The 20,822-nt window shown below is 71.2% G+C and carries 22 protein-coding genes; 16 read left to right on the top strand and 6 right to left on the bottom strand.

Annotated features, from left to right (window positions below):
- The coding region (locus MKK58_RS13200) for a phosphomannomutase (protein ID WP_243912484.1) at positions 1–1,277 on the top strand (1,277 nt) is incomplete at its 5' end.
- Between the two features lie 100 nt (positions 1,278–1,377).
- Here the strand turns inward: MKK58_RS13200 and MKK58_RS13195 are convergent.
- Positions 1,378–4,293, bottom strand: coding sequence for a phosphoenolpyruvate carboxylase (locus tag MKK58_RS13195; protein ID WP_243912483.1), 2,916 nt, complete (start codon positions 4,291–4,293; stop codon positions 1,378–1,380).
- A gap of 275 nt (positions 4,294–4,568) precedes the next feature.
- On the opposite strand from MKK58_RS13195, the gene MKK58_RS13190 reads away from it, so the two are divergent.
- Genes MKK58_RS13190 through MKK58_RS13180 form a run of 3 tightly spaced genes read left to right on the top strand, consistent with a single transcriptional unit; the run spans position 4,569 to position 6,127 of the window.
- On the top strand, positions 4,569–4,844 hold the full coding sequence (locus MKK58_RS13190; RefSeq protein WP_243912482.1) for a hypothetical protein: 276 nt from the start codon (positions 4,569–4,571) through the stop codon (positions 4,842–4,844).
- On the top strand, positions 4,844–5,626 hold the full coding sequence (locus MKK58_RS13185; RefSeq protein WP_243912481.1) for a hypothetical protein: 783 nt from the start codon (positions 4,844–4,846) through the stop codon (positions 5,624–5,626). Before MKK58_RS13190 ends, MKK58_RS13185 begins: the two co-directional genes overlap by 1 nt.
- Positions 5,627–5,677: 51 nt before the next feature.
- The gene (locus MKK58_RS13180) at positions 5,678–6,127 is read left to right on the top strand and encodes a cupin domain-containing protein (RefSeq protein WP_243912480.1); all 450 of its coding nucleotides are present in this window, start codon (positions 5,678–5,680) and stop codon (positions 6,125–6,127) included.
- A gap of 113 nt (positions 6,128–6,240) precedes the next feature.
- On the opposite strand, the gene MKK58_RS13175 is transcribed toward MKK58_RS13180, so the two are convergent.
- Positions 6,241–7,107, bottom strand: a complete 867-nt coding sequence (locus MKK58_RS13175) for a DMT family transporter (RefSeq protein ID WP_243912479.1) — start codon at positions 7,105–7,107, stop codon at positions 6,241–6,243.
- Between the two features lie 217 nt (positions 7,108–7,324).
- Between MKK58_RS13175 and MKK58_RS13170 the strand changes: the two genes are divergently transcribed.
- Positions 7,325–8,515, top strand: a complete 1,191-nt coding sequence (locus MKK58_RS13170) for a glycerophosphodiester phosphodiesterase family protein (protein ID WP_243912478.1) — start codon at positions 7,325–7,327, stop codon at positions 8,513–8,515.
- Positions 8,516–8,549: 34 nt separating this feature from the next.
- On the opposite strand, the gene phbB is transcribed toward MKK58_RS13170, so the two are convergent.
- Both phbB and MKK58_RS13160 read right to left on the bottom strand, forming a co-directional pair.
- On the bottom strand, positions 8,550–9,281 hold the full coding sequence (gene phbB / locus MKK58_RS13165; RefSeq protein ID WP_243912477.1) for an acetoacetyl-CoA reductase: 732 nt from the start codon (positions 9,279–9,281) through the stop codon (positions 8,550–8,552).
- A 135-nt stretch (positions 9,282–9,416) separates the two neighbouring features.
- The gene (locus MKK58_RS13160; RefSeq protein ID WP_243912476.1) at positions 9,417–10,598 is read right to left on the bottom strand and encodes an acetyl-CoA C-acetyltransferase; all 1,182 of its coding nucleotides are present in this window, start codon (positions 10,596–10,598) and stop codon (positions 9,417–9,419) included.
- Between the two features lie 314 nt (positions 10,599–10,912).
- Here MKK58_RS13160 and phaR point away from each other — a divergent pair, with 314 nt between their 5' ends.
- Positions 10,913–11,542, top strand: a complete 630-nt coding sequence (gene phaR, locus MKK58_RS13155; RefSeq protein ID WP_243912475.1) for a polyhydroxyalkanoate synthesis repressor PhaR — start codon at positions 10,913–10,915, stop codon at positions 11,540–11,542.
- A 98-nt stretch (positions 11,543–11,640) separates the two neighbouring features.
- On the top strand, positions 11,641–11,868 hold the full coding sequence (locus tag MKK58_RS13150; RefSeq protein WP_243912474.1) for a hypothetical protein: 228 nt from the start codon (positions 11,641–11,643) through the stop codon (positions 11,866–11,868).
- 119 nt (positions 11,869–11,987) lie between these two features.
- Here the strand turns inward: MKK58_RS13150 and rpmF are convergent, their stop codons facing one another.
- A complete protein-coding gene (rpmF, locus tag MKK58_RS13145) occupies positions 11,988–12,176 on the bottom strand; it encodes a 50S ribosomal protein L32 (protein ID WP_056187853.1) in 189 nt (62 codons plus the stop codon).
- Between the two features lie 326 nt (positions 12,177–12,502).
- Between rpmF and MKK58_RS13140 the strand changes: the two genes are divergently transcribed.
- The 9 genes from MKK58_RS13140 to MKK58_RS13100 all read left to right on the top strand — a co-directional run bounded on the left by MKK58_RS13140 (position 12,503) and on the right by MKK58_RS13100 (position 19,877).
- Positions 12,503–12,874: a helix-hairpin-helix domain-containing protein gene (locus tag MKK58_RS13140; RefSeq protein WP_243912473.1), complete on the top strand. Its 372-nt coding sequence runs from the start codon at positions 12,503–12,505 to the stop codon at positions 12,872–12,874.
- Positions 12,875–13,018: 144 nt separating this feature from the next.
- Positions 13,019–13,645 carry a ribonuclease D gene (locus MKK58_RS13135; protein ID WP_243912472.1) on the top strand — a complete coding sequence of 209 codons (627 nt, stop codon included), beginning with the start codon at positions 13,019–13,021 and terminating at the stop codon, positions 13,643–13,645.
- 240 nt (positions 13,646–13,885) lie between these two features.
- Positions 13,886–14,677, top strand: a complete 792-nt coding sequence (lptC, locus tag MKK58_RS13130) for an LPS export ABC transporter periplasmic protein LptC (RefSeq protein ID WP_243912471.1) — start codon at positions 13,886–13,888, stop codon at positions 14,675–14,677.
- 77 nt (positions 14,678–14,754) lie between these two features.
- A complete protein-coding gene (locus MKK58_RS13125; RefSeq protein WP_243912488.1) occupies positions 14,755–15,432 on the top strand; it encodes an LptA/OstA family protein in 678 nt (225 codons plus the stop codon).
- A 23-nt stretch (positions 15,433–15,455) separates the two neighbouring features.
- Positions 15,456–16,301 (top strand): LPS export ABC transporter ATP-binding protein, encoded by an 846-nt coding sequence (gene lptB / locus MKK58_RS13120; protein ID WP_409565242.1) that lies wholly within the window; start codon positions 15,456–15,458, stop codon positions 16,299–16,301.
- A gap of 336 nt (positions 16,302–16,637) precedes the next feature.
- The gene (gene rpoN / locus MKK58_RS13115) at positions 16,638–18,191 is read left to right on the top strand and encodes an RNA polymerase factor sigma-54 (RefSeq protein ID WP_243912470.1); all 1,554 of its coding nucleotides are present in this window, start codon (positions 16,638–16,640) and stop codon (positions 18,189–18,191) included.
- Positions 18,192–18,325: 134 nt separating this feature from the next.
- Positions 18,326–18,937: a ribosome hibernation-promoting factor, HPF/YfiA family gene (gene hpf / locus MKK58_RS13110; protein ID WP_238276097.1), complete on the top strand. Its 612-nt coding sequence runs from the start codon at positions 18,326–18,328 to the stop codon at positions 18,935–18,937.
- A 119-nt stretch (positions 18,938–19,056) separates the two neighbouring features.
- Positions 19,057–19,524: a PTS IIA-like nitrogen regulatory protein PtsN gene (ptsN, locus tag MKK58_RS13105; protein ID WP_243912469.1), complete on the top strand. Its 468-nt coding sequence runs from the start codon at positions 19,057–19,059 to the stop codon at positions 19,522–19,524.
- A 2-nt stretch (positions 19,525–19,526) separates the two neighbouring features.
- Positions 19,527–19,877: a hypothetical protein gene (locus MKK58_RS13100; RefSeq protein WP_243912468.1), complete on the top strand. Its 351-nt coding sequence runs from the start codon at positions 19,527–19,529 to the stop codon at positions 19,875–19,877.
- A gap of 23 nt (positions 19,878–19,900) precedes the next feature.
- Here the strand turns inward: MKK58_RS13100 and MKK58_RS13095 are convergent, their stop codons facing one another.
- Positions 19,901–20,683, bottom strand: a complete 783-nt coding sequence (locus tag MKK58_RS13095) for a YdcF family protein (RefSeq protein ID WP_243912467.1) — start codon at positions 20,681–20,683, stop codon at positions 19,901–19,903.
- Positions 20,684–20,822 lie beyond the last annotated feature (139 nt).

The raw sequence follows: 20,822 nt of genomic DNA, 5'->3' as shown, positions 1-20,822 counted from the left end.
TCGCCGCGACGGTGGCCGCCGCCGCGGCGGGAGCCGGCTTCACGGCCGTCGATTGCGGCGCGCTGCCGACGCCGGCCCTGGCCCTGGAAGCGCTCCGGCGCGGCGCCTGCGCGGTGATGGTCACCGGCAGCCACATCCCGGAGGACCGGAACGGCCTGAAATTCTATCGGCCCGACGGCGAGATCACCAAGACCGACGAGACCGCCATCCTGGCCGCCCTCGGCGACGTCGCCACGCCGGGCGCGATGGCGGCGGCCGATCCCGCCACGCCGGAGACCGGGGCGACGGACCGTTACCGCCAGCGCTACCGCGAGGCCTTCGCCGCCGACATGCTGGCCGGCCTCAAGATCGCCGTCTACCAGCAGAGTTCCGTGGCGCGGGACCTGCTCGTCGAGCTCCTGACGGCGCTGGGGGCGGACGTGACCGCGATCGGGCGCGCGGACCGCTTCGTTCCGATCGACACGGAGGCCCATCGTCCGGAGGACGTCGCCTTTATTCGCCAGGCCATGGCGTCCGGCGATTTCGACGCCCTGGTGACGACCGACGGCGACGCCGACCGGCCCCTGGTCGCGGATGCGGCCGGCCGCATCCTGCGGGGCGACGTGCTCGGGCTGATCACCGCGCGGTACCTCGACGTCGACACCGTCGTCGTGCCCGTCACCGCCGGTTCGGCTATCGAGCAGGCGGGCGGGTTCCGGCGGGTACTGCGCACCCGCGTCGGTTCGCCCTACGTCATCGCCGGCATGGCGCGGGCGGAGCAGGAGGGCGCCCGCGCCGTCGTCGGCTTCGAGGCGAATGGCGGCTTCCTGCTCGGTTCGGACGTCGCGATCGACGGCCGGACCCTGCCCGCGCTGCCGACGCGCGATGCGATGCTCCCCATCCTGGCGACCCTGGCGGCGGCGCGGCGCGCCGGGCTGTCCCTCGCCGACCTCGTCACGTCCCTCTCCGTGGGCGAGACGGCGAGCGACCGCCTGCCCGAGACGCCGGCCGAGCGGAGTGGGCCGTTCCTGCGCCAGCTCGGCCAGGAGGCGTTCCGGCAGGATTTCGTTCGGCCGATCGGCGCCGTGCGGTCCGTCGACGAGCAGGACGGCGTGAGGATGGAGCTCGATGGCGGCCGCACGATCCACTTCCGTGCATCCGGCAACGCGCCCGAGCTGCGCTGCTACGCCGAGGCCGGAACGGCCGACGCGGCGGAGGACCTCGTCCGCTGGGGATTGGCGGCTGCCGCCGCCGCGATGAAGGCGGACGCAGCGCGGACGGGCGCCGATCCGCACTGATCGAGATCCCGGTATCCGTCAGGGCGATCCGGCGACCCTGACGGGCCGGGACTGACCTCGATCGCCCCGAACGAGGGCGGTCCGCCCCGTGCGCTCGGCCTCAGCCGAACGCGCCCACCTCGTGCTGGATCATGCCCGAGATCTCACGCACGCGGAGGAAGCTGCGCCGGATCGGCTCGAACAGCGTCCGGTGCTCGGCCTCGTAGGTGCCGACGTCCCGCGGACCCGCCGGCTCGCCGAAGTTCAGCCCGAGGGTCGGGTCCGGCGTGATCGGGAAGATGTCTTCCAGCAGGGTGAGGCAGCCGTCGATGTCGAGGCGCAGGAAGCGCTCGATCAGCGCCTCGCGGCTCACCCCCGATTGCGGCCGGAAGCCCGGGATGTGCACGGCCAGGAACCAGATCCGGTGGATCAGGGCGAGCCGGATCGCGTGCAGCAGGGTCAGGCGGGCCGACATCCGGCCGAGGTCGGGGGCGGCCGCCCGCAGGCTCAGCCAGTCGCAGGTCAGGCGACCGAACAGGTGGCGCAGATCCGGGGCGAGGCGCAGGCGGTCGAGGGCGTTGGCGATGACCACGAGTTCCTCGCGCCGGCCGTCGCGCTGGGTGCGCCGGGCGCGCTCCAGCCACACGGCCGGGTCGAGGGTGTCGATATAGGCCCGCAGCACGTCGAGGTCGGAGACGTTCGAGGCGTGCTGCGCAAGGCGGAAGGCGCGGGAGAAGCGCACCGAATCGCGCCGCATGTCGCGGAACAGGTCCGGCGTCCGGCCGGCGGCGCGGCCGACGCCGTGCAGGGAATTGGCGAGGAAGCCGAGCTGCTGCAGGATCGCGTTGTTGGGGATCGCCCGCATCTGGCGCGGATGGGTGATCATGGTCGGGCCGCCGCCATCGGTCTGGCGCGCCACGGGCCGCGAGCCGGTGCGGTCGAGCAGGCTCGGGCCGAAGGTGCCCAGCAGCGCGGCGTAGCCGGGATCGTCCACCAGCGCTTCCATGTCCTGGCGCACCACGGTGAAGAACTCGGCGGCGAAGTCCGGCTCGGCGTAGATCGGGTCGTCCGTCTCGTCGGCTCCGCTCGCCGGATCGGACAGCACGTAGTCGGCGAACGAATCGTCGTCGGCCACATCGAGGGCGAAGACGTGCTCGGCGATGCGCTCCACCGTCGCCTGCGCCAGCGGCAGGGTGCCGAACATCAGGTAGCCGTCCGAGCCCTGGAAGCTCGATTCGAGGCGCACCCGGATGCCCGCCGCGCGGTTCCGGCGCCGCGCATCCTCGGGGGCGAGATAGGCGAGGCGGTCGCGTAAGCTGGTCGGGTGCGCGCCCCGGCCGATGGATTCGCCGTGCGTGTCGAAGATCGCGAGCTCGACCCCCGTGAGGTCGTTCTGCACCATCAGCTCGGTGATGCGCAGGCGCAGGCGCTCGATCCAGAAGCTCGCGGCGAGCTGGCCGACGTAGCGCCCGGAATCCGAGTAGCCGAACTGCACGGTGAGCCGGCCGATGCGCTTGAGGTAGGCCCGCCAGTGCGGGTTGCGGAGCGCATCGTCGAGGACGCGCACGCCCTGCTCCAGGGCGCTCGCGGTCTCGAACAGCGGCGTGATCTCGACCTTGTCGGCGATCCCGTAATGCCGCGCCAGCCAGAGGGCGGCGAGCAGGGTGTAGCCCGTCTCGGTCTCGGCGATGAGAAAGCGCACGGGATGCGTGCCGTCCACGTGCTTGAGGATCTGGGTGATCGTCATCATCAGCCGGGCGGCCGAGGCGCGCTCGGCGGCGAGCGCCCCGAAATCGACGTCCACCGCCTGCACGTCGTTGAGGAGCGCGTGGATGGTGGCCAGGTGCGAGCGGCGCTGGGCGGCGTCGTTGGGCTCGCCTTCGAGGTCGGTGACCCGCCGCACCGCGTTGTGGATCTGGCTGGCGTTGAGCCGGAAATGCGGCAGGGCGTTCGAGAGGCCGTGGGTGGCGATGCCGGAGCGCAGGAGCGCGATGCTGCGCTTGTCCGCCTCGGATTCCACGCCCCCGACCGCGCCCGCGAGCCCGGCCAGGATCGCGCTGGAATCGGTCTGCGCCCGCTCGCGCTCGATGATCAGGGCCAGGGCGAAGCGATGCACCGCCTCGAGGGAGGGCTTGGTGCCGAGGCGGGGGGCCACGGCGAGCTGGCGGTTCACGGCCGCGAGCGCGTTCCCCGTCAGGTCGCGCACCACCTTCGTGGCCGGCAGCTGGGGCAATTGCCGCATGACCCGGTCGAGCTGCATCCGCTTCGATTCCAGCCGGTAGCGCAGGGTGTCCCACCAGCCGATATCGGTGCGCCCGTCCGTATCGCAGCCGACCCAGCTCGCGATGGCGAAGGGCTTGGGCACGAGTTCGGTCCAGCGGTCGGGCCAGCGCGCGCGGGCGGCGTCCAGCAGGGCGGCGTTGAAGGCGTCGAGCGCCGTGCGGCCGTGATTGGCCGCGGCGCAGGCCTGGTCGAACTCGTCGTCGAGGCTGATCTTCGGGTCGGGCCGGGTGGAGAGGCCGGCCGCGCGTGCCACCAGCGGCGTCCGGGCCGCAGCGTCGGCCTCGCTCGCGGCCTCGGCGATCAGCGCCGCGACGGCGCGCGGCATGCCGAAGGTCGGGTGGGCCGTGAACACCACGGCGAAGCCCGTGCGGCTCACGAGATCGCGGAAGGTCTCGAAGGCGCCCTGGCGCTCCGGCACCGCCGCCACGAGGCGGGCGGCCATCCGGGTGTCCGGCGCGGCGGCCGCATCGCGGTCGAGGCCCACATAGGCGCGCAGGCGCTCGGCGCGGGCGCTCAGGGATTGGGTCCGGAGCTGAGGGAACAGGGCGTCGAGGTCGTCCTCGCCGATCTCGCCCCGGTCGAAGCGCCGGGTGATGGCCAGGGTGACCGCCAGGACGGGATTGCGGAACGGGTCCTCGGCGGCCTGCTCGCGGGACTCCTCGATCAGCCGCAGGAGCTCCTGCTCGAGGCCCTCCGCCCCGCCGGGACGGCGCTCCGCGTCCGGGGCTGCATCGGCCGTCTTGAGGTCATGCATGCGCATCGATCGACCTTGGTTCGTGGGCGTGGATTTTTTCGCGCGTGAGGTCTTGGACTGAGGTCTTGGACTGAGGTCTTGGCGTGAGGTCTTGGACTGAGGTGCTCGGGACGACCGGCCTCGGGCCGTGTTGCCGGCGCGGACCCCCCGCTTCTGACATCCGTGTGCGAAGACGCAAGGACCGTTCCGGCCCGGGGATGTGCGCAAGGTTCGGTTTGTCGCTTCGTCGGGAAAGGATGCAACGGGGCGCGTCCTGGGCTAACGCTGGACCCGGCATGGAAATGACCCTGATCCTGGGCGCCCTGGGGGCCCTCCTGTTTTGCGGCCTCGTCGTGGTCACGCTGCTGATGCGCGGCCGGCGGCCCGAGCTGCGCATGGGGCGCGAGGTCGACCTGATCGACGAGGCCGAGGACGAGGAGACGCTGATGCGCAGCCTGGAACCGCCGCGCCCCAGTCCCATCGACCGGACGGCGACGATCCTCGAGGTCGAGCCGGCGGCCGACCCGAAGGCCCGGCCGCTGCCGTCGGACACGCAGCGGGAGACGCGCTGATGGTGCGGTCCCGCACGCGCCTGTGGGGCGCCCTGCTGCCGGTGCTCCTGATCCTCGGCGCCGGCCCGGCCCTGTCGCAGGCGCCCGAGGCGGAGGGGTCGCCCGAGGCCGAGGCGCCGGCCGCGCCCGCGCCGAAGACGCGTCCGCCGAAACCGAAGCCCAAACCGAAACCCGCGCCCAAGCCAAAACCGGCCGCCGAAGCGCCACCCGCCGAAGGGCCAATCCGGGCCGCCGCCACGCCGCCCCCAGCGCCGGAGCCCGTCCCGGAGCCGAAGCCCGCTCCCGCGCCGATGCCGGCGGCGAACCTGCCGGGGCTGACGGTGCAGTGCGAGGCCAAGGCCGCGCTCTACGAAGGCCCGAAGGACTTCGCGGTCTGGGTCACCCGCACGGGCGCCCTCGTGGTCGAGAACCCGCTGCGCCCGCTCACCCCGGAGACGACGCGGGTGCTGCAGGTCGTCATCGGGGGCAAGGCCGCCACCGCCTACGGGCCGGACCTGTTCGCCCTGCGTCGGGGCGGCAGCCCGGGTTCCCTGGAAGCGCTGCTGGGCGGCCCGATCCGCTGGGACCCCGTTTCGACGGCCCTGCCCGACACGCTCAACATCGTCTCCGAGGCCGGTCAGCCCCTGGCCCAGCTCGCCTTCCAGTCCTGCGGCGAGGCGCCGGCCGTCAAGGCCGCCCCGGTCGCCGCCAAGGACAAGCCCAAGAAAGACAAATCGCAGCAGGGCGCGTCGCGCCCCAAGGCGCCCCCCGGCCTCAGCCTGCCGCAAGGGGCCATCGAGTGACGCGGTCCGCGGGAATTCTTCGCCGAGAGAGTCTTCGATGAGAGGTCGCCGATGAGTGCCGGATCACAGGGACCGACCGCCGCCGAGGTGATCGCTCGCCTGGGCCTCGCGCCCCACCCGGAGGGCGGCCATTACCGCGAGACCTTTCGCGATCCCCGGACCGTGGACGGGCGCTCGGTGGGCAGCGCGATCTACTACCTGCTCGATCTCGGCGAGGTCTCCGAGTGGCACCGGGTGGACGCGGCCGAGATCTGGCACTGGCACGCGGGTGCGCCCCTCGTCCTGACGGTCAGCCCGAACGGTCACGATGCGCATGCGGCCTATCTCGGACCCGACCTGACGCGTGGGCAGCAGCCGCAGATCGTGGTTCCCGCCGGCCACTGGCAGACCGCCACCAGCCTCGGCGCCTGGACGCTGGTGGGCTGCACGGTCTCGCCCGCGTTCGAGTTCGCCGGCTTCGAGATGGCGCCCCCGGACTGGCGGCCGATGCCCAGAACCTGAGGCTCGGGATCTCAGCAGGTTTCGCAAGAGCGGCCGCTGGTTTTGCGGCTAAACCCTGCGACATATCAAAGAGCGAAGCAGGGTGAAGCGTTGGCTTGCCAAGGCGAACCTGCTTAGCGCCCGGCGCGGGAGGCCCGCACCGCCACCCCGGCGCCGAGGACGATGAGGAGGCAGGCCAGCGCCAGGGCCGGGCTCGGTTCGGCGTAGCCGGCGAGCACGAGGGTCAGGGTCGAGAGGATCGGCGCGGCGTAGGCCGCGACCCCGAGGAGGCGCAGGTCGCCCCGTTTCACGCCGATGTCCCAGAGGTAGAAGGCGGCGCCCACCGGCCCCAGGCCGAGGGCGACGACGGCAGCCCATTGCACCGCGCCCACCGGCCACAGGGTCGTCTCGAAGGCCCGATGGCAGGCGAGGCTGAGGGTGGCGGTGGCGAGGCAGAAGCCCGCCACCGCGTCGGTCGGCACCGCCCCGACCCGGGACGACAGCACGGAATAGCCCGACCAGACGAAGGCGGCCGCCAGCGCCGCGAGGTAGCCCGGTACGGCCCCGGCGGAAAAGTCGATCCCGCCCCGCCCGGCGAACAGCACCACGACGCCGGCGAGCCCGAGGGCGGCCCCGCCGAGATGGCCGGCGCGCAGGCCCGCCGCCCCGGGAAGCCGGGCCGAGAGCAGCACGATGAGGAGCGGCCAGAGGTAGTTGAGCAGGCCCGCCTCCGCCGGCGGGGCGAGGCGCAGGGCGGTGAAGTACAGGGCGTGGTATCCGAACAGGCCGCCGACGCCGAGGAGCCAGACCGGCCAGGGCTGGCGCAGGGCGCGGATGCCCTGGGGGCGCACGAGCCAGCTGGCGCAGCCGACGAGGCCGCCGAGCGCGAAGGTCATCGCGGCGAACTGGAAGGGCGGCACCGCCCCCGACAGGGCGGTGAGCAGGGCGAGCAGCGACCAGAGCAGGATCGCGCCGAAGCCGAGCAGGGTCGCGGAGGGCATGGGAGACCGGATGTCCGAGGCGGGAGGCCGCGCCGCTCTCCCATGCGGGGCCGTGCCGGGCAAGGCGGAGCCGGTTCGGACCGGGCACCTTCATCGACAGGTCACGGGCCGGCCCTACCTCCTGGGGGAGGCAACCGGCATGGAGGGGAATATGGGCGCTGCATCTCCCGGACGTGGACGCCTCCGGAGAGCAGCGGCGCTGGGCGCCGCCCTGCTCATGGCCGCAGCCCCGGCGGTGGCTGGCGAGCCCGCCCAGCTCGGGCCACGGCCCTTCTATCTCGTGGACAGCATGAAGCCCGGACCCCTCAAGGACCGCCTGCAGGCCTGCGGCGCGGACAGGCCCTACACCGCACGCACCTTCTCGATCGCGCACCGGGGCGCGCCGCTGCAGTTTCCCGAGCATACCCGGGAGGGCATCCTGGCCGCCGCCCGCATGGGCGCCGGGGTCATCGAGTGCGACGTCGCCTTCACGCGGGACCGGCAGCTGGTTTGCCGGCACGCCCAGTGCGATCTCCACACCACCACCGACATCCTCGCCCGCCCGGACCTGGCGGCCAGGTGCAGCCAGGATTTCCAGCCCGCCGACCCGGTCGCCGGGCGCAAGGCCTCGGCCCGCTGCTGCACCAGCGACCTGACCCTGGCCGAGTTCAAGAGCCTCAACGGCAAGATGGACGCCAGCGACCCCCAGGCGACCACCCGGGAGGCCTACATGAATGCGACCCCGCGCTGGCGCACCGACCTCTACGCCACCACCGGCACGCTGATGAGCCATGACGAGTACATCGCGCTGGTCCGATCCTTAAGGCGTCGGTTCACGCCGGAATTGAAGGCGCCCGAGGTGCCGATGCCGTTCGCGGGCTACGGCCAGGACCAGTACGCCCAGGCGATGATCGACGCCTACAAGCAGGCCGGCATCCCGGCCGTCGACGTGCGGCCGCAGAGCTTCCAGCTCCGGGACATCCTGTACTGGCTGAGGGCGGAACCAGAATTCGGGCGGCAGGCGCTCTGGCTCGACAACCGCGACGAGACCGACCCGGGCTTCGACCCCGAGCGGCCGGAGAGCTGGAAGCCCGGCATGGCGGAACTGGCGGCGCTGGGCCTGCGCACCCTGGCGCCGCCCCTCTGGATGCTGGTCCGGGTCGGGCCGAACGGGGGAATCGAGCCCTCGGCCTATGCCCGCGCGGCGCGGGCCGCCGGCTTCGACCTGATCACCTGGTCGCTGGAGCGCTCGGGACCGCTGAAGGATGGGGGCGGCTATTACTACAAGTCGATCCGCCCGGTGATCGACCGGGACGGCGACGTGCTCACCCTCCTGGATGTGCTGTACGGGCAAGTGGGCGTGAAGGGCGTCTTCTCGGACTGGCCGGCGACGGCGACGTTCTACGCCAACTGCATGGGGATCGAGTGAGGGGCGCGGCGCCCGGAGGCGCCGCGCGGAACCACTATCCGGCGATGTACTGGGCGCCGTTGATGGTCAGGGTCGAGCCGGTGATGAAGCCGGAATCCTCGGCCGCGAGGTATTCCACCGCGCGGGCGATCTCCTCGGCCTCGCCGAGGCGGCCCACGGGGATCGTCGAGATGATCTTGTTGCGCACGTCCTCCGGCACCGCCATGACCATGTCGGTGGCGATGTAGCCCGGCGCGATCACGTTGACGGTGATGCCCTTCGAGGCGCTCTCCTGGGCCAGCGCCTTGGCGAAGCCGATCACGCCCGCTTTGGCGGCGGAGTAGTTGGCCTGGCCGATCTGGCCCTTCTGGCCGTTGATCGACGAGATCAGGATGATGCGGCCGAAGCCCCGGTTGCGCATGCCCTCGATGACCGGCCGGGTGACCGTGAAGGCCGAGTCGAGGTTGGTCTTGATGACCGCCTGCCACTTCTCGAAGGTCATCTTGTGGAACAGGCCGTCGCGGGTGATGCCGGCATTGTTCACCAGCACGTCGACCGGGCCGACCTCGGCCTCGACGGCCTTGATGCCGGCCTCGCAGGCGGCGTAGTCGCCCACATCGAACTTGAAGACCGGGATGCCGGTCTCTTCCTTGAAGGCGTTGGCCGCCTCGTCGTTGCCGCCGTAATTGGCCGCGACCTTGTAGCCCTTGGCCTTGAGGCCCTTCGAGATGGCGGCGCCGATGCCGCGGGTGCCGCCGGTGACGAGTGCGACGCGTTCCTGAGCCATGCTTTCCTCCGATGGTCCTGGTTTCTTGTGATTTTGATTGGCCGGTCGCGCTTTAGCGGAGCGCCCGCGCGCTGCGCGACCGATTTAATTTTGCGGCACCGTCAAGAATTCGTGCGGTGCCGCTCGGGACGTGGCTCAGACGCGCTCGACGCAGAGGGCGACGCCCATGCCGCCGCCGATGCAGAGCGTGGCTAGGCCCTTCTTTGCGTCGCGGCGCTTGAGTTCGTGCAGCAGGGTGACGAGGACGCGGGCGCCCGACGCTCCGATGGGGTGGCCGATGGCGATGGCGCCGCCATTGACGTTCACCTTGTCGGTGTCCCAGCCCATGTCCTTGTTCACGGCGAGCGCCTGGGCGGCGAAGGCCTCGTTGGCCTCGATCAGGTCGAGGTCGGAGGCCTTCCAGCCGGCCTTCTCCAGGGCCTTGCGCGAGGCCGGGATCGGGCCCGTGCCCATCACCTTCGGGTCGACGCCGGCCGTGGCCCAGGAGACGATCCGGGCCAGCGGCGTGATGCCCCGGCGCTCGGCTTCCGAGGCCGACATCAGCACGATGGCGGCGGCGCCGTCGTTGAGGCCCGAGGCGTTGGCGGCCGTCACGGTGCCGTCCTTCGAGAAGGCGGGCTTGAGCTTGGCCATCGCCTCCACGGTGGCGCCGTCGCGGATGTACTCGTCGGTGTCGACGATCACGTCGCCCTTGCGGCCCGGCACGGTGACGGGGACGATCTCGTCCTTGAAGCGGCCCTCCCTGCGGGCGGCCTCGGCCTTGTTCTGCGACTTCGTCGCGAACTCGTCCTGCTGCTCGCGGGTGAGCTGGAAGGCCTGGGCCACGTTCTCGGCGGTGGTGCCCATGTGGTAGCCGTTGAAGGCGTCCCAGAGGCCGTCCTTGATCATGGTGTCGACGAGCTTGACGTCGCCCATCTTCTGGCCGCCGCGCAGGTACTGCGCGTGGGGGGAGAGCGACATGGATTCCTGGCCGCCGGCCACGATGACGGTGGCGTCGCCGTTGGCGATCTGCTGCATGCCCAGCGCCACGGTGCGCAGGCCCGAGCCGCAGACCTGGTTGACGCCCCAGGCGGTGGCCTTCTCGGGGATGCCGGCCTTGATGGCAGCCTGACGGGCGGGGTTCTGGCCGGCGCCGGCGGTGAGCACCTGGCCGAAGATCACCTCGTCCACGTCGTCGGCCGGTACGCCGGCGCGTTCGAGGGCCGCCTTGATCGCCACGGCGCCGAGATCGTGCGCGGGCACGGTGTTGAACGCGCCGCCGAACGAGCCGACCGCGGTGCGCGCGGCGCCGACGATGACGATGTCTTCTGCTGCCATGGTGACGTTCTCCTCATCCCGGCCAGCGCTCCCTTGACGCTCCTACAGGTTGAGCGTGGGCGCCTTTGTGCCGTTCCCTCGGATGAAAGCCGTCGACCCCGCGAAGTCAAGGCACCCGGGGTTCGTTTGGGGCTTCGGCCGTGACAGCCGGCAGGCGCTTGCGTGGTATTCTGCGGGACGGGCGTGAAATTGCTGTTTTCGTCGGCACGCGAACGCCTTAAGATGAACTTGTGCGCCGCGAGATCGGGCAAGGGTCCCGGCGTCTCCGAGAAGAGTGCGCATGGGGCGGAACGTGTCGGGAGAGGCCACGAGAGATGGCGGATAACGGTAAGTCCAATCACACCGTCATCAAGAAATACGCCAACCGGCGCCTCTATCACACCGGGACGTCGACCTACGTCACCCTCGAGGACCTGGCGACGATGGTGCAGAACGGCGAGGATTTCCTCGTCTACGACGCGCGCTCGGGCGACGACATCACCCGCTCGGTCCTGACGCAGATCATCTTCGAGCAGGAGAACAAGGCCGGCGACGACAACCTGCTGCCGGTGGCCTTCCTGCGCCAGCTCATCCGCTTCTACGGCGACAGCATGCGCACCATGGTGCCGAGCTTCCTGGAATTCTCGATGGCGAACTTCGCCCGGGACCAGGAGGGCCTGCGCGAGAAGATGACCCAGAGCTTCGCCCCCACCGCGTTCCAGAGCGCGATGGAGGAGCAGGTGCGGGCCAACATGAGCTTCTTCGGCGATGCGATGAAGATGTTCACCACCTTCGGCACCGGACCCCTCTCGGGGATGGGCAGTCACCCCTCGTCGGCCGGCAAGTCCGGCGGGGTCCCGGTTTCCTCGCCGGCGCCGCACGGGGCGGGCGGCAGCGACCTCGACGACCTCAAGCGCCAGATGGCCGAGATGCAGTCGCGGCTCGAGGATCTCGCGAAGAAGTAACCCTGTTCGGTGATCGCCGCCTGACCAAAGGTTGACGTCCCGTTAACGGCCGCCAATTCTCGTCCCATGCGCCATTCACGGCGCCGGAACGGATGGCGATGGAGCGGCCGGACACGGATCGGGAAACGGACGCGCCGCGCAGCCACGACCTCGTGGTGATCGCAGGCGGTCCCTCGGCAGGCGGGCGCGGCCCCGTCCCGAATCGCCCCCTCGCCGGATTCCTCGCCCAGCTGATCGTCAGCGTCGAGCCGACCTTGCGCCCGTCGCGGGGCGAGCGCACCCGCGCCGCTGCGGCGCGCTACGCCGAGACGGCCCGGCGCGCCTGAGGAAGTGGCCTGCGACCACGAAAGAAGCCGGGCTCGCGGGGCGAACTCGGCTCATTCGTGTCGACAGGATGTCGTGGTGGAAGCGTCTCGCGGGCGCCCGCCGGGGCGCCCTGGACGGCTCAGGCCTCGGCCGACTTGACCTTGAGGACCTGGCGGCCCCGGTACATGCCGGTCTTCAGGTCGATGTGGTGGGGACGGCGCAGCTCGCCCGAATCCTTGTCGGTGACGTAGGTCGGGGCCTTGAGGGCGTCGGCGGAGCGGCGCATGCCGCGACGCGAGGGGGAGGTCTTTCGCTTCGGAACGGCCATGGGAGGATCCTGTCGATGGCAAAAAGGGTGCCTGGGCGGCTCCCCCTCTCGGAAGGATCGCCTCGGCACCGTGTTCAAACGGAGATTCGAGGCCGGCCTTATAACCGGGTGCCGGGGTCCTGGCTAGGGCCTCCCCGGCGAATGCCCCTGTGGCCCCGGCGCAAGTCGCTCGGAAGTCCAGGCCCTGTCTTCGCGCGCATTCGGCGCGCATTCGACGCGATGACTGGCCGAACAACACGATGTTAAGCGGCGGTTCAACCGCGCCACCCTAGATGTCGAGGGCTGACGCGGCACCGCGATCGCGTCATCGACCCCGGGAGTTTCCCATGATGTCTTCCCTGCTGCGCACGATGGCCGTGCTGTCCTGCCTCGCCGCCGTCCCCGCCCTGGCGCAAGCCCCGAGCCCCGCGACGCCGACCACCAAGCCGGCTCCGGCGACGCCCGCCCCGACCAACCCGACGCCGCCGAAGGCCCCCACCGTCGAGAGCCCGGCCGCCGCGCACAAGGGCGCCCTGATCGACATCAACAGCGCTTCCGCCGCCGAACTCGATGCCCTGCCGGGCATTGGCGCGGCCCGTGCCGCCGCAATCATCAAGGGGCGGCCCTACCGGGGCAAGGACGAGCTGATCACCAAGAAGATCATCCCGCAGAACGCCTATGACGGCATCAAGGACAAGGTCATCGCCAAGCAGAAGTGAGGTTCGGCGCGGCGGGCGGTTCAGCGCCACGCGCCGCGCGGGCTTACCGGCCCACGCGGTCGGGCGATGCTTGTCGGGGGAGGGGCCGGGTGATACGCGCCGGACCTCGAGATGCGAAAACCCGAGCGCAGAACCTCCCCCGCCATGCCGTCTCCCCCCGCCATCCGCCTGCATCGCGGCGACCTGCCGGCCGATTACGTCGCCGGCCCGGCCATCGCCATCGACACCGAGACGCTGGGGCTGAACCCGCATCGCGACCGCCTCTGCGTGGTGCAGATCTCCCGCGGCGACGGCAGCGCCGACGTGGTGCAGATCGTGCCCGGCGGGCCCGCCCCCGAGACGCTCCGGCGCGTCCTGGCCGATCCGGCCACCCTGAAGATCTTCCATTTCGCGCGCTTCGACCTCGCGGTGCTGTTCCACGGCCTCGGAATCATGCCGGCGCCGGTCTACTGCACCAAGGTCGCCTCGAAGCTGGCCCGCACCTACACCGACCGGCACGGGCTGAAGGACGTGGTGCGCGAACTCGTCGGCGTCGACCTCTCCAAGCAGCAGCAATCCTCCGACTGGGGCGCCGAGGCCCTGAGCCAGGCCCAGGTCGATTACGCGGCCTCCGACGTCCTCTACCTGCACGCGGCCCGCGCGCGCCTCGACGCCATGCTGGCGCGCGAGGGCCGCACCGAGATGGCCCAGGCCTGCTTCGACTTTCTGCCGACCCGCGCCCGCCTCGACCTAGCCGGCTGGCCCGAGACCGACATCTTCGCGCACGCCTGAACCCAAGAGGCGGGCTCCACCGCGCGAGCCCGCCGGGGCGCGGCGACACCCGATCGTGCGCCGGCGCACATCGCCCGGCGCCCGTGCGGGATCATTCCTCCGGCGAACGCACCGGCAGGCTTGATGCTTTGGCAAGCTTGCCGTCATAACTTCGCCATTGCCCCCGGGCATCCGGCGGTCGACCCTGCCTGAGGCGCGCCTCGCGTGCCCTCATCGGCGGGTCGCGATGTTGGGAATGTCATGCACGTGGGCGCGGCCATCGGTACGGAGCAGCTGAACGGGGCCGACGCGCGCCGGACACGGGCCCATGCGCGGGCCCGCAGCCACAGCTCCCGCGTCCGCACCCTGCGCCGGGTCATCCCGCTCGCCGCCGGCTCGGCCGTACTGGCGCTCCTCGCCGTCACCCTGTTCAACCCCTTCGGCGCCAGCCTGCCGGACGTGTCCGTGGGGCAGGTGAGCCTGTCGGGCAGCAAGGTGAAGATGGAGAGCCCGCGCCTGTCCGGCTTCCGCAAGGGCGACCGGGGCTACGAGGTCACCGCCAACGCCGCGTTCCAGGATGTGCGCAAGCCCAGCGTGATCGAACTGCAGGCGATGCGGGGCCATCTCAACACCGACGACAAGGGCGGCCTGCTTCACCTGGAGGCGGCCTCCGGCGTGTTTGATTCCACCCGGGAATCCCTGACCCTCGAGCGCGATATCCGCCTCTGGACCGACAAGAACGAGGAGGTCCGCCTCTCGACGGCGGCGGTCGATTTCAAGGCCGGTAGCGTCCGCTCGAACGAGGCCGTGACCGTCACGGTCCCGAGCGGCACCGTCGTGGCCGACACCCTCGAGGTCCTGGAGAGCGGGCGCGTGATCTCCTTCGTGGGCAACGTCCACACGGTTCTGCACGCGCAGGACAAGGCGGATGCCAAGATGCAGGAGAAGGCACAGGACAGGTCGGAGGCGACGCCGGTGGCGGCCGCGAGCGACAGGCCGGCCCGCATCCGCACCACCTCCGCCGAGCCCGATGACGGGGAGCGCCGTCGGTGAACCGCCTCATTCGCCGGGCCGGCGGGCAGCGCGCGCGCCTCGGCCTCGCGCTCGTCGTGCTGATGCCGGCCGTGCTGATGCCGGCGGGGGGCCTCCAGGCGCAGACGGCACCGGCCGCGCCCCGCAAGGAGAAGCCGGCGTCCGGCCTGGGCAATCTCGGCGGCGGCGGCAAGGAACCGATCAAGATCGACGCCGACCGACTCGACGTGTTCGACCGTGAGAACAAGGCGATCTTCGCCGGCAACGTCGTGGCCGTGCAGGGCGACAGCACCATCCGCTGCTCCAGCATGACGGTGCGCTACAAGCGCGGCAAGGACAAGAAGGAGCCGGGCGAGGCGGCGGGCGAGTCCGCCAGCCAGGCCGAGCGCGCCGCCGGCCTGAGCGAGAACGGCATCCAGCGCGTCGAGTGCGCCGGGCCCGTCACGGTGGTGCAGAAGGACCAGGTCGCCACCGGCGACAACGCGGTGTTCGACCAGGAGGCCAAGCGCATCGTGGTCACCGGCAACGTCGTGCTGAGCCAGTGCCAGAACGTGACGCGGGGGTCGCGCCTCGTCTACGACATGAACACCGGCCGGGCGAACATGGACCCGGTGGCGGGCGGGCGCGTCTCGGCGCTGTTCGTGCCCCAGAAGGAGGACGGCGCGAAGGGCAAGGGCTGCGCGCAGCCGGCCGGCGCGGCGCGCCCGGCGGCCCGGCCAGCCTCCGACAAGCCCGTGGAGGCCTCGGCCGGCAAGACCGGGGCCCCGGCGCGTTGAGCGCCGCCCCCCTGGCGCCCGTCCTGGCGGAGCGCTCGTCCGACACCGCGCAGGCCCGCGCGCCCTCTCTCCTGGGCCGCCTCTTCGGCCGCGCCAAGCGGCGGCACGCGGCGGAAGCCGCCGCCATCGCCGACGAGGGCGGCGGGCCCGGCATCCTCTGCGTGCGGGGCCTGCGCAAGAGCTACGGCGCCCGCACCGTGGTGCACGAGGCCGGGCTGACCGTGCGCAACGGCGAGGCGGTGGGCCTCCTCGGCCCCAACGGCGCCGGCAAGACCACGATCTTCTACATGATCACCGGCCTCGTCACGGCCGATCGCGGCACCATCACCCTCGACGGTCTGCCGATCACCCGGTTGCCGATGTATCAGCGCGCGCGCCTCGGCATCGGCTACCTGCCCCAGGAGGCCTCGATCTTCCGGGGCCTCACGGTGGAGGACAACATCCGCGCGGTGCTCGAAGTGGCCGAGCCCGACCGCAAGGAGCGCGCCCGCAAGCTCGAATCGCTGCTCGAAGAGTTCGACATCGCCCGCCTGCGCAAGTCGCCCTCCATCGCCCTGTCGGGCGGCGAGCGCCGACGCTGCGAGATCGCCCGGGCGCTGGCCTCCTCGCCGAGCTTCATGCTCCTCGACGAGCCCTTCGCGGGCATCGACCCCATCGCGGTTGGCGACATCCAGGACCTGGTGAAGCACCTCAAGCAGCGCGGCATCGGCGTGCTCATCACCGATCACAACGTGCGCGAGACCCTCGGGCTGATCGACCGCGCCTACATCGCGCATTCGGGCCGCATCCTGACGGAGGGGACGCCCGAGGAGATCGTGGCCAATCCGGAGGCGCGGCGTCTCTATCTCGGCGAGGATTTCCGGCTCTAGCCAGTCTCCGCACTTCGCCCCGTGAAAAATTTGCGGCGTGGCTCGGCAAACGCCCGGCCTCCCCAGCATGGCGGGCACGACGCGAATTCCCCTTGTGGCGCAAGCTTTTGTTAGTTCCTGACGGGCGAACCTCGGCGTCGATCCCCGCAACCCGTCCGTGACGTTTTTGCCGGGGTGCCTCATTTCCGTGCAAATGGCCGCCAACGCGCTTTGACGCGCGGCCGGGTTGGCGCTAGACCTAGGGACAGTCAACAAGAAGCAAGATTTGTGCCGAGGTTCGGCCCACGGCGACGTGCGCTGCCGGGCAAAGGTGAGACTCAGCATCGGGGCACCACCATGAGTTTGCTGCAACGGCTTGAAATGCGCCAGGGGCAAGCCCTGGTGATGACGCCTCAGCTTCTCCAGGCGATCAAGCTGCTTCAGCTCTCCCAGCTCGACCTCGCCGCCTACGTGGATGCCGAACTCGAACGCAATCCGCTCCTGGAACGGGCCGAGGGCGAGGCCGAGATCGAGCGGGCGCCCGCCGAGACCCCCTCGGAATCGTCCGTGGACCGCGACGGCGAGGGCGGCGACTACGACGGCGAGGAGCCCTGGATCGCCACGACGCTCACCGCGAGCGGCGCCGACATGGAAAGCGCCCTCGACACCCGCCTCGACAACGTCTTCGCGGACGAGAACCCGACGCATGCCCGCGAGGCGGCCTCGGGCGACATGCTCTCGCTGACGCCCGCGCCCTACGGCAACACCGGCGGCAGCTTCGATGGCGAGGCCCCGGATTTCGAGGCGAGTCTGACGGCCGAGATCTCCCTGCGCGAACATCTCGGCGCCCAGCTGGATCTGGCCACCCGCGACCCCACGGACCGCCTGATCGGCGGCTTCCTCATCGATGCCGTCGACGATGCCGGCTACCTGCGCGAATCCATCGACGACGTGGCCGAGCGCCTCGGTGCCTCCCTCGACCGGGTCGCCCGGGTGCTGAAGCTGGTGCAGAGCTTCGAGCCGGCCGGCATCGCCGCCCGCGATCTCGCCGAATGCCTCGCCCTCCAGCTGCGCGACCGCGACCGCTTCGACCCGGCCATGCAGGCCCTGGTCTCGCGCCTCGACCTCGTGGCCAAGCGCGACTTCGCGGCTCTGCGCCGCCTCTGCGGCGTCGACGACGAGGACCTCGTCGACATGCTGGCCGAACTGCGCCGGCTCGACCCGAAGCCCGGCCGCGCCTTCGGAGCGCGGGCCGTCGAGGTGCTGATCCCCGATGTGTTCGTGCGCGCCGCCTCCGACGGCTCCTGGCTCGTGGAGCTCAACGCCGAGGCCCTGCCGCGGGTGCTGGTCAACCAGAGCTACTATGCCCGCGTCTCGCGCGGCGCGGCCGCCGAGGGCGACAAGGCCTTCCTGTCGGAATGCCTGCAGACCGCCAACTGGCTCACCCGCAGCCTGGAGCAGCGGGCCCGCACCATCCTCAAGGTCGCCTCCGAGATCGTGCGCCAGCAGGACGCCTTCTTCTTGCACGGCGTCGCGCACCTGCGCCCCCTCAACCTGAAGACGGTCGCCGAGGCCATCGGCATGCACGAATCCACCGTCTCGCGGGTGACCTCCAACAAGTCGATCGGCACCAGCCGCGGCACCCTGGAGATGAAGTACTTCTTCACCGCCGCGATTCCCGGGGCCGCCGGCACCGCCTCGCATTCCTCGGAGGCCGTGCGCCACCGCATCAAGCAGCTCGTCGACGGCGAGGCCCCGAGCGACGTGCTCTCCGACGACGCCCTGGTGCAGCGCCTGCGCGACGAGGGTATCGACATCGCCCGCCGCACGGTCGCCAAGTACCGGGAATCCCTGCGCATCCCCTCCTCGATCGAGCGCCGGCGCGAGCATTTCGCCTACGCGGGCCGCTGAGGCCATCCGTCGGGTCCGTCGGGAGGCGGCGACAGTTCGCCAAATGCGCCAAGCCCCGTTCCGGGCCTCGCGTTGACTTCTCCGGACGAGGCTCCTTAACTCGTGTCCCGAAGGCAACGAAAATCGGAGGGATCATGGGGTCATTGCGCGTGACGGGCCACGGCCTGGATCTTGGCGAAGCCCTGCGGGGTCGCGTCGAGGAGCGAATGGCGGCCACCCTCTCGAAATACCTCGACAGCCACATGAGCGGGACCTGCTCGGGCCACGTCACCCTGCGGCGGGACGGGGCGGCCTACCGCACCGATTGCGTGCTCCACCTCGTCTCCGGCCTGACGCTGGAGGCCTCCGGCGCCGCCCACGACGCCCATGCGAGCTTCGAGCAGACCGCCGACCGCCTGGAGAAGCGCCTGCGCCGCTACAAGCACAAGCTCAAGGACCACGGCGCGGCGGGCCATGACGGCGCGACCGTGCAGGCGGCCTACGCGGTGTTCGCCGCCCCGAGCGACGAATCGGACGATTTCGACGACGAGGAGGCCGACGACGGCGAGGCCGCCCACCCGCCGGTCGTCGCCGAGAGCACCAAGACCCTGACGCGCCGCTCCGTAAGCGAGGCGGTCACCGCCCTCGATCTCACGGGCGCCCCCGTTCTCGTGTTCGTTCACGCTGGCACCGGGCGCATCAACGTCGTATACCGCCGCACTGACGGGGCGATCGGCTGGGTCGATCCGGCCGAGGCGGCCCCCTAGCGCCGGGCGGGAACAGAGCCTGAACCTGGCCGATTGAGTCCGAAGGGTCGCGCGGGTGACCCGACCTTTCATGGCGCGGCGGCCGGGCTGGCCGCTGCCGACGGGGTGACGGTCGTTCTATGCCTGTGCTGGAATTCCTCTCTCCGGATTCCGTGGTGTCGTCCCTGCGCGCCCGTACCAAGAAGGCGATGCTGCAGGAGATCAGCGCCCACGCGGTGCGCCAGCTCCCGGCGCTCGACGAACGCGAGGTCTTCGAGACCCTGCTGCAGCGCGAGCGCCTCGGCTCCACCGGCATCGGCGACGGCGTCGCGATCCCGCACGGCAAGCTGCCGGGCCTCGACCGGCTGTTCGGCCTCGTCGCCCGACTGGAGAAGCCGGTGGATTTCGATGCCCTGGACGGCCAGCCCGTGGACATCGCCTTCCTGCTCCTCGCCCCCGAGGGGGCCGGGGCGGACCACCTGAAGGCCCTGGCCCAGGTCGCCCGCCTCCTGCGCGAGCCCGGCATCCTGGAGCGCATCCGCGCCGCCCGCGACGCCAGCGCGCTCTACGCGCTCCTGACCCACACCTCGGCCTCGCAGGCCGCCTGACCATGCGCCGCTCGCAACGCTTCGGGGCCTTCGCGGCCGCCTGCCTCACCGCCGGCTTCCTGGCCGATCCGGCCCTCGCGCAGCAGCGCGGCGCCGGCGACACCGCCTGCGCCCGCGACGTGCTCGTGGCGAGCTCGATGCAGCGCCAGGCCATCGACCAGCTCGAACAGGCGGGAAGCGAGGCGGCCGACCAGTGCCGCGTCTGGCGCCGCCACGTGGAGACGATGCGCCGGGTCGCCAGCGTCTACGGGCGCTGCCTCTCGGGGGCCGAGCGCACGGAGCGCCTCGCCCAGGTGCAGACCTCCGAGAAGGAGTTCTCGGGGCTGATCCGGAGCCAGTGCAAGGGCCTTTAGGCTCCGTCCTATTCCAGGTCGTTCTATTCCTGGCCGCGCAGCAGCAGGGGCTCGGCCACCATCTTGATCGGCTTGCCGCGTCCGATCAGGATCGCGGCGCGGGAGCGCTCGGGATCGCTCTCGAAGCGCGTGCGAACCCAGGCCACGAGGAACTTCAGGTACTCCGAGGCCAGGAGCCGGGCCGAGGCCGGGTGGCGCCACCAGCCGTCCGGGTCGAAGCCCTCGGCGATCACCGGATGGGGCACGACGCGGTCGTCCCCCATCAGGGCGTGGTCGAGTTCCACCAGGGTGCGGGGCATGTGGTAGTTCGAGGTCACCACCGTGACCGTGCTGAAGCGGTGCTGGCGCATCCAGCGCCGGGTCTCGATGGCGTTGCCGATGGTGTTGCGCGCCCGGTAGTCGAGGTCGACGCAGCAAGCGATCCAGTGGCGCTGGCTCGGGTTGAGGCGGGCGATCTCTTCGCGGCTGGTGCGCTCGTTGACGCCGGTGATGAGCAGGCGTCGGCCGTAGCCGTTGGCCAGGAGATCGATGGCGTCGCCGATGCGCTGCGCCCCCCCGGTCAGCGCCACGATCCCGTCGGCCCGGCCGCTCGGCACGCGCTCGTCCCGCTCCAGGCAGGCCACGAAGGTGAGGAAGCCGCAGAACAGAGCCGCCGCGCCGGCACCCGCGAGGCCGAGACTGGCTCGGAGGCCGAGCCGGCGACGGCCCGTCGGGGCATGGCGCGCCTGCGGCGCGGCCGCGCGAGGGGCGTCTGTCCAGGCCCATCCGAAAGCCTCGGAGGGCCTCATGGTGCCGCTGGCTGACATCCGCCTCGTCATTCCCCCTTAAGATAACCCCGATTGGGGCGTTCACGAGGCAAGTATCTCCGCCCCGAAAGGTTCACGAAGGGTTAACGGGATCGCCGAGGCTGCCGGAATGGGAAGATCCGTCCGGCCTTTCGCGGCT

Origin of the sequence: Methylobacterium sp. J-078, from assembly GCF_022829285.1 — a bacterium.
Lineage (GTDB): Bacteria > Pseudomonadota > Alphaproteobacteria > Rhizobiales > Beijerinckiaceae > Methylobacterium.
This window is presented reverse-complemented; position numbering and strand designations above follow the sequence as displayed.

Bases quoted from the DNA above. Each gene is read 5' to 3' on its own strand.
- phaR (WP_243912475.1), top strand. From the start codon at position 10,913: ATGGCGGATAACGGTAAGTCCAATCACACCGTCATCAAGAAATACGCC.
- MKK58_RS13195 (WP_243912483.1), bottom strand. From the start codon at position 4,293: ATGCATGACCTCAAGACGGCCGATGCAGCCCCGGACGCGGAGCGCCGT.
- MKK58_RS13135 (WP_243912472.1), top strand. From the start codon at position 13,019: ATGCCGTCTCCCCCCGCCATCCGCCTGCATCGCGGCGACCTGCCGGCC.
- MKK58_RS13100 (WP_243912468.1), top strand. From the start codon at position 19,527: ATGCGCCGCTCGCAACGCTTCGGGGCCTTCGCGGCCGCCTGCCTCACC.
- MKK58_RS13170 (WP_243912478.1), top strand. From the start codon at position 7,325: ATGGCCGCAGCCCCGGCGGTGGCTGGCGAGCCCGCCCAGCTCGGGCCA.
- MKK58_RS13140 (WP_243912473.1), top strand. From the start codon at position 12,503: ATGATGTCTTCCCTGCTGCGCACGATGGCCGTGCTGTCCTGCCTCGCC.
- hpf (WP_238276097.1), top strand. From the start codon at position 18,326: ATGGGGTCATTGCGCGTGACGGGCCACGGCCTGGATCTTGGCGAAGCC.
- MKK58_RS13185 (WP_243912481.1), top strand. From the start codon at position 4,844: ATGGTGCGGTCCCGCACGCGCCTGTGGGGCGCCCTGCTGCCGGTGCTC.
- ptsN (WP_243912469.1), top strand. From the start codon at position 19,057: ATGCCTGTGCTGGAATTCCTCTCTCCGGATTCCGTGGTGTCGTCCCTG.
- rpoN (WP_243912470.1), top strand. From the start codon at position 16,638: ATGAGTTTGCTGCAACGGCTTGAAATGCGCCAGGGGCAAGCCCTGGTG.
- MKK58_RS13160 (WP_243912476.1), bottom strand. From the start codon at position 10,598: ATGGCAGCAGAAGACATCGTCATCGTCGGCGCCGCGCGCACCGCGGTC.
- MKK58_RS13125 (WP_243912488.1), top strand. From the start codon at position 14,755: ATGCCGGCGGGGGGCCTCCAGGCGCAGACGGCACCGGCCGCGCCCCGC.
- MKK58_RS13095 (WP_243912467.1), bottom strand. From the start codon at position 20,683: ATGTCAGCCAGCGGCACCATGAGGCCCTCCGAGGCTTTCGGATGGGCC.
- MKK58_RS13180 (WP_243912480.1), top strand. From the start codon at position 5,678: ATGAGTGCCGGATCACAGGGACCGACCGCCGCCGAGGTGATCGCTCGC.
- rpmF (WP_056187853.1), bottom strand. From the start codon at position 12,176: ATGGCCGTTCCGAAGCGAAAGACCTCCCCCTCGCGTCGCGGCATGCGC.
- MKK58_RS13150 (WP_243912474.1), top strand. From the start codon at position 11,641: ATGGAGCGGCCGGACACGGATCGGGAAACGGACGCGCCGCGCAGCCAC.
- MKK58_RS13175 (WP_243912479.1), bottom strand. From the start codon at position 7,107: ATGCCCTCCGCGACCCTGCTCGGCTTCGGCGCGATCCTGCTCTGGTCG.
- phbB (WP_243912477.1), bottom strand. From the start codon at position 9,281: ATGGCTCAGGAACGCGTCGCACTCGTCACCGGCGGCACCCGCGGCATC.
- lptC (WP_243912471.1), top strand. From the start codon at position 13,886: ATGCACGTGGGCGCGGCCATCGGTACGGAGCAGCTGAACGGGGCCGAC.
- MKK58_RS13190 (WP_243912482.1), top strand. From the start codon at position 4,569: ATGGAAATGACCCTGATCCTGGGCGCCCTGGGGGCCCTCCTGTTTTGC.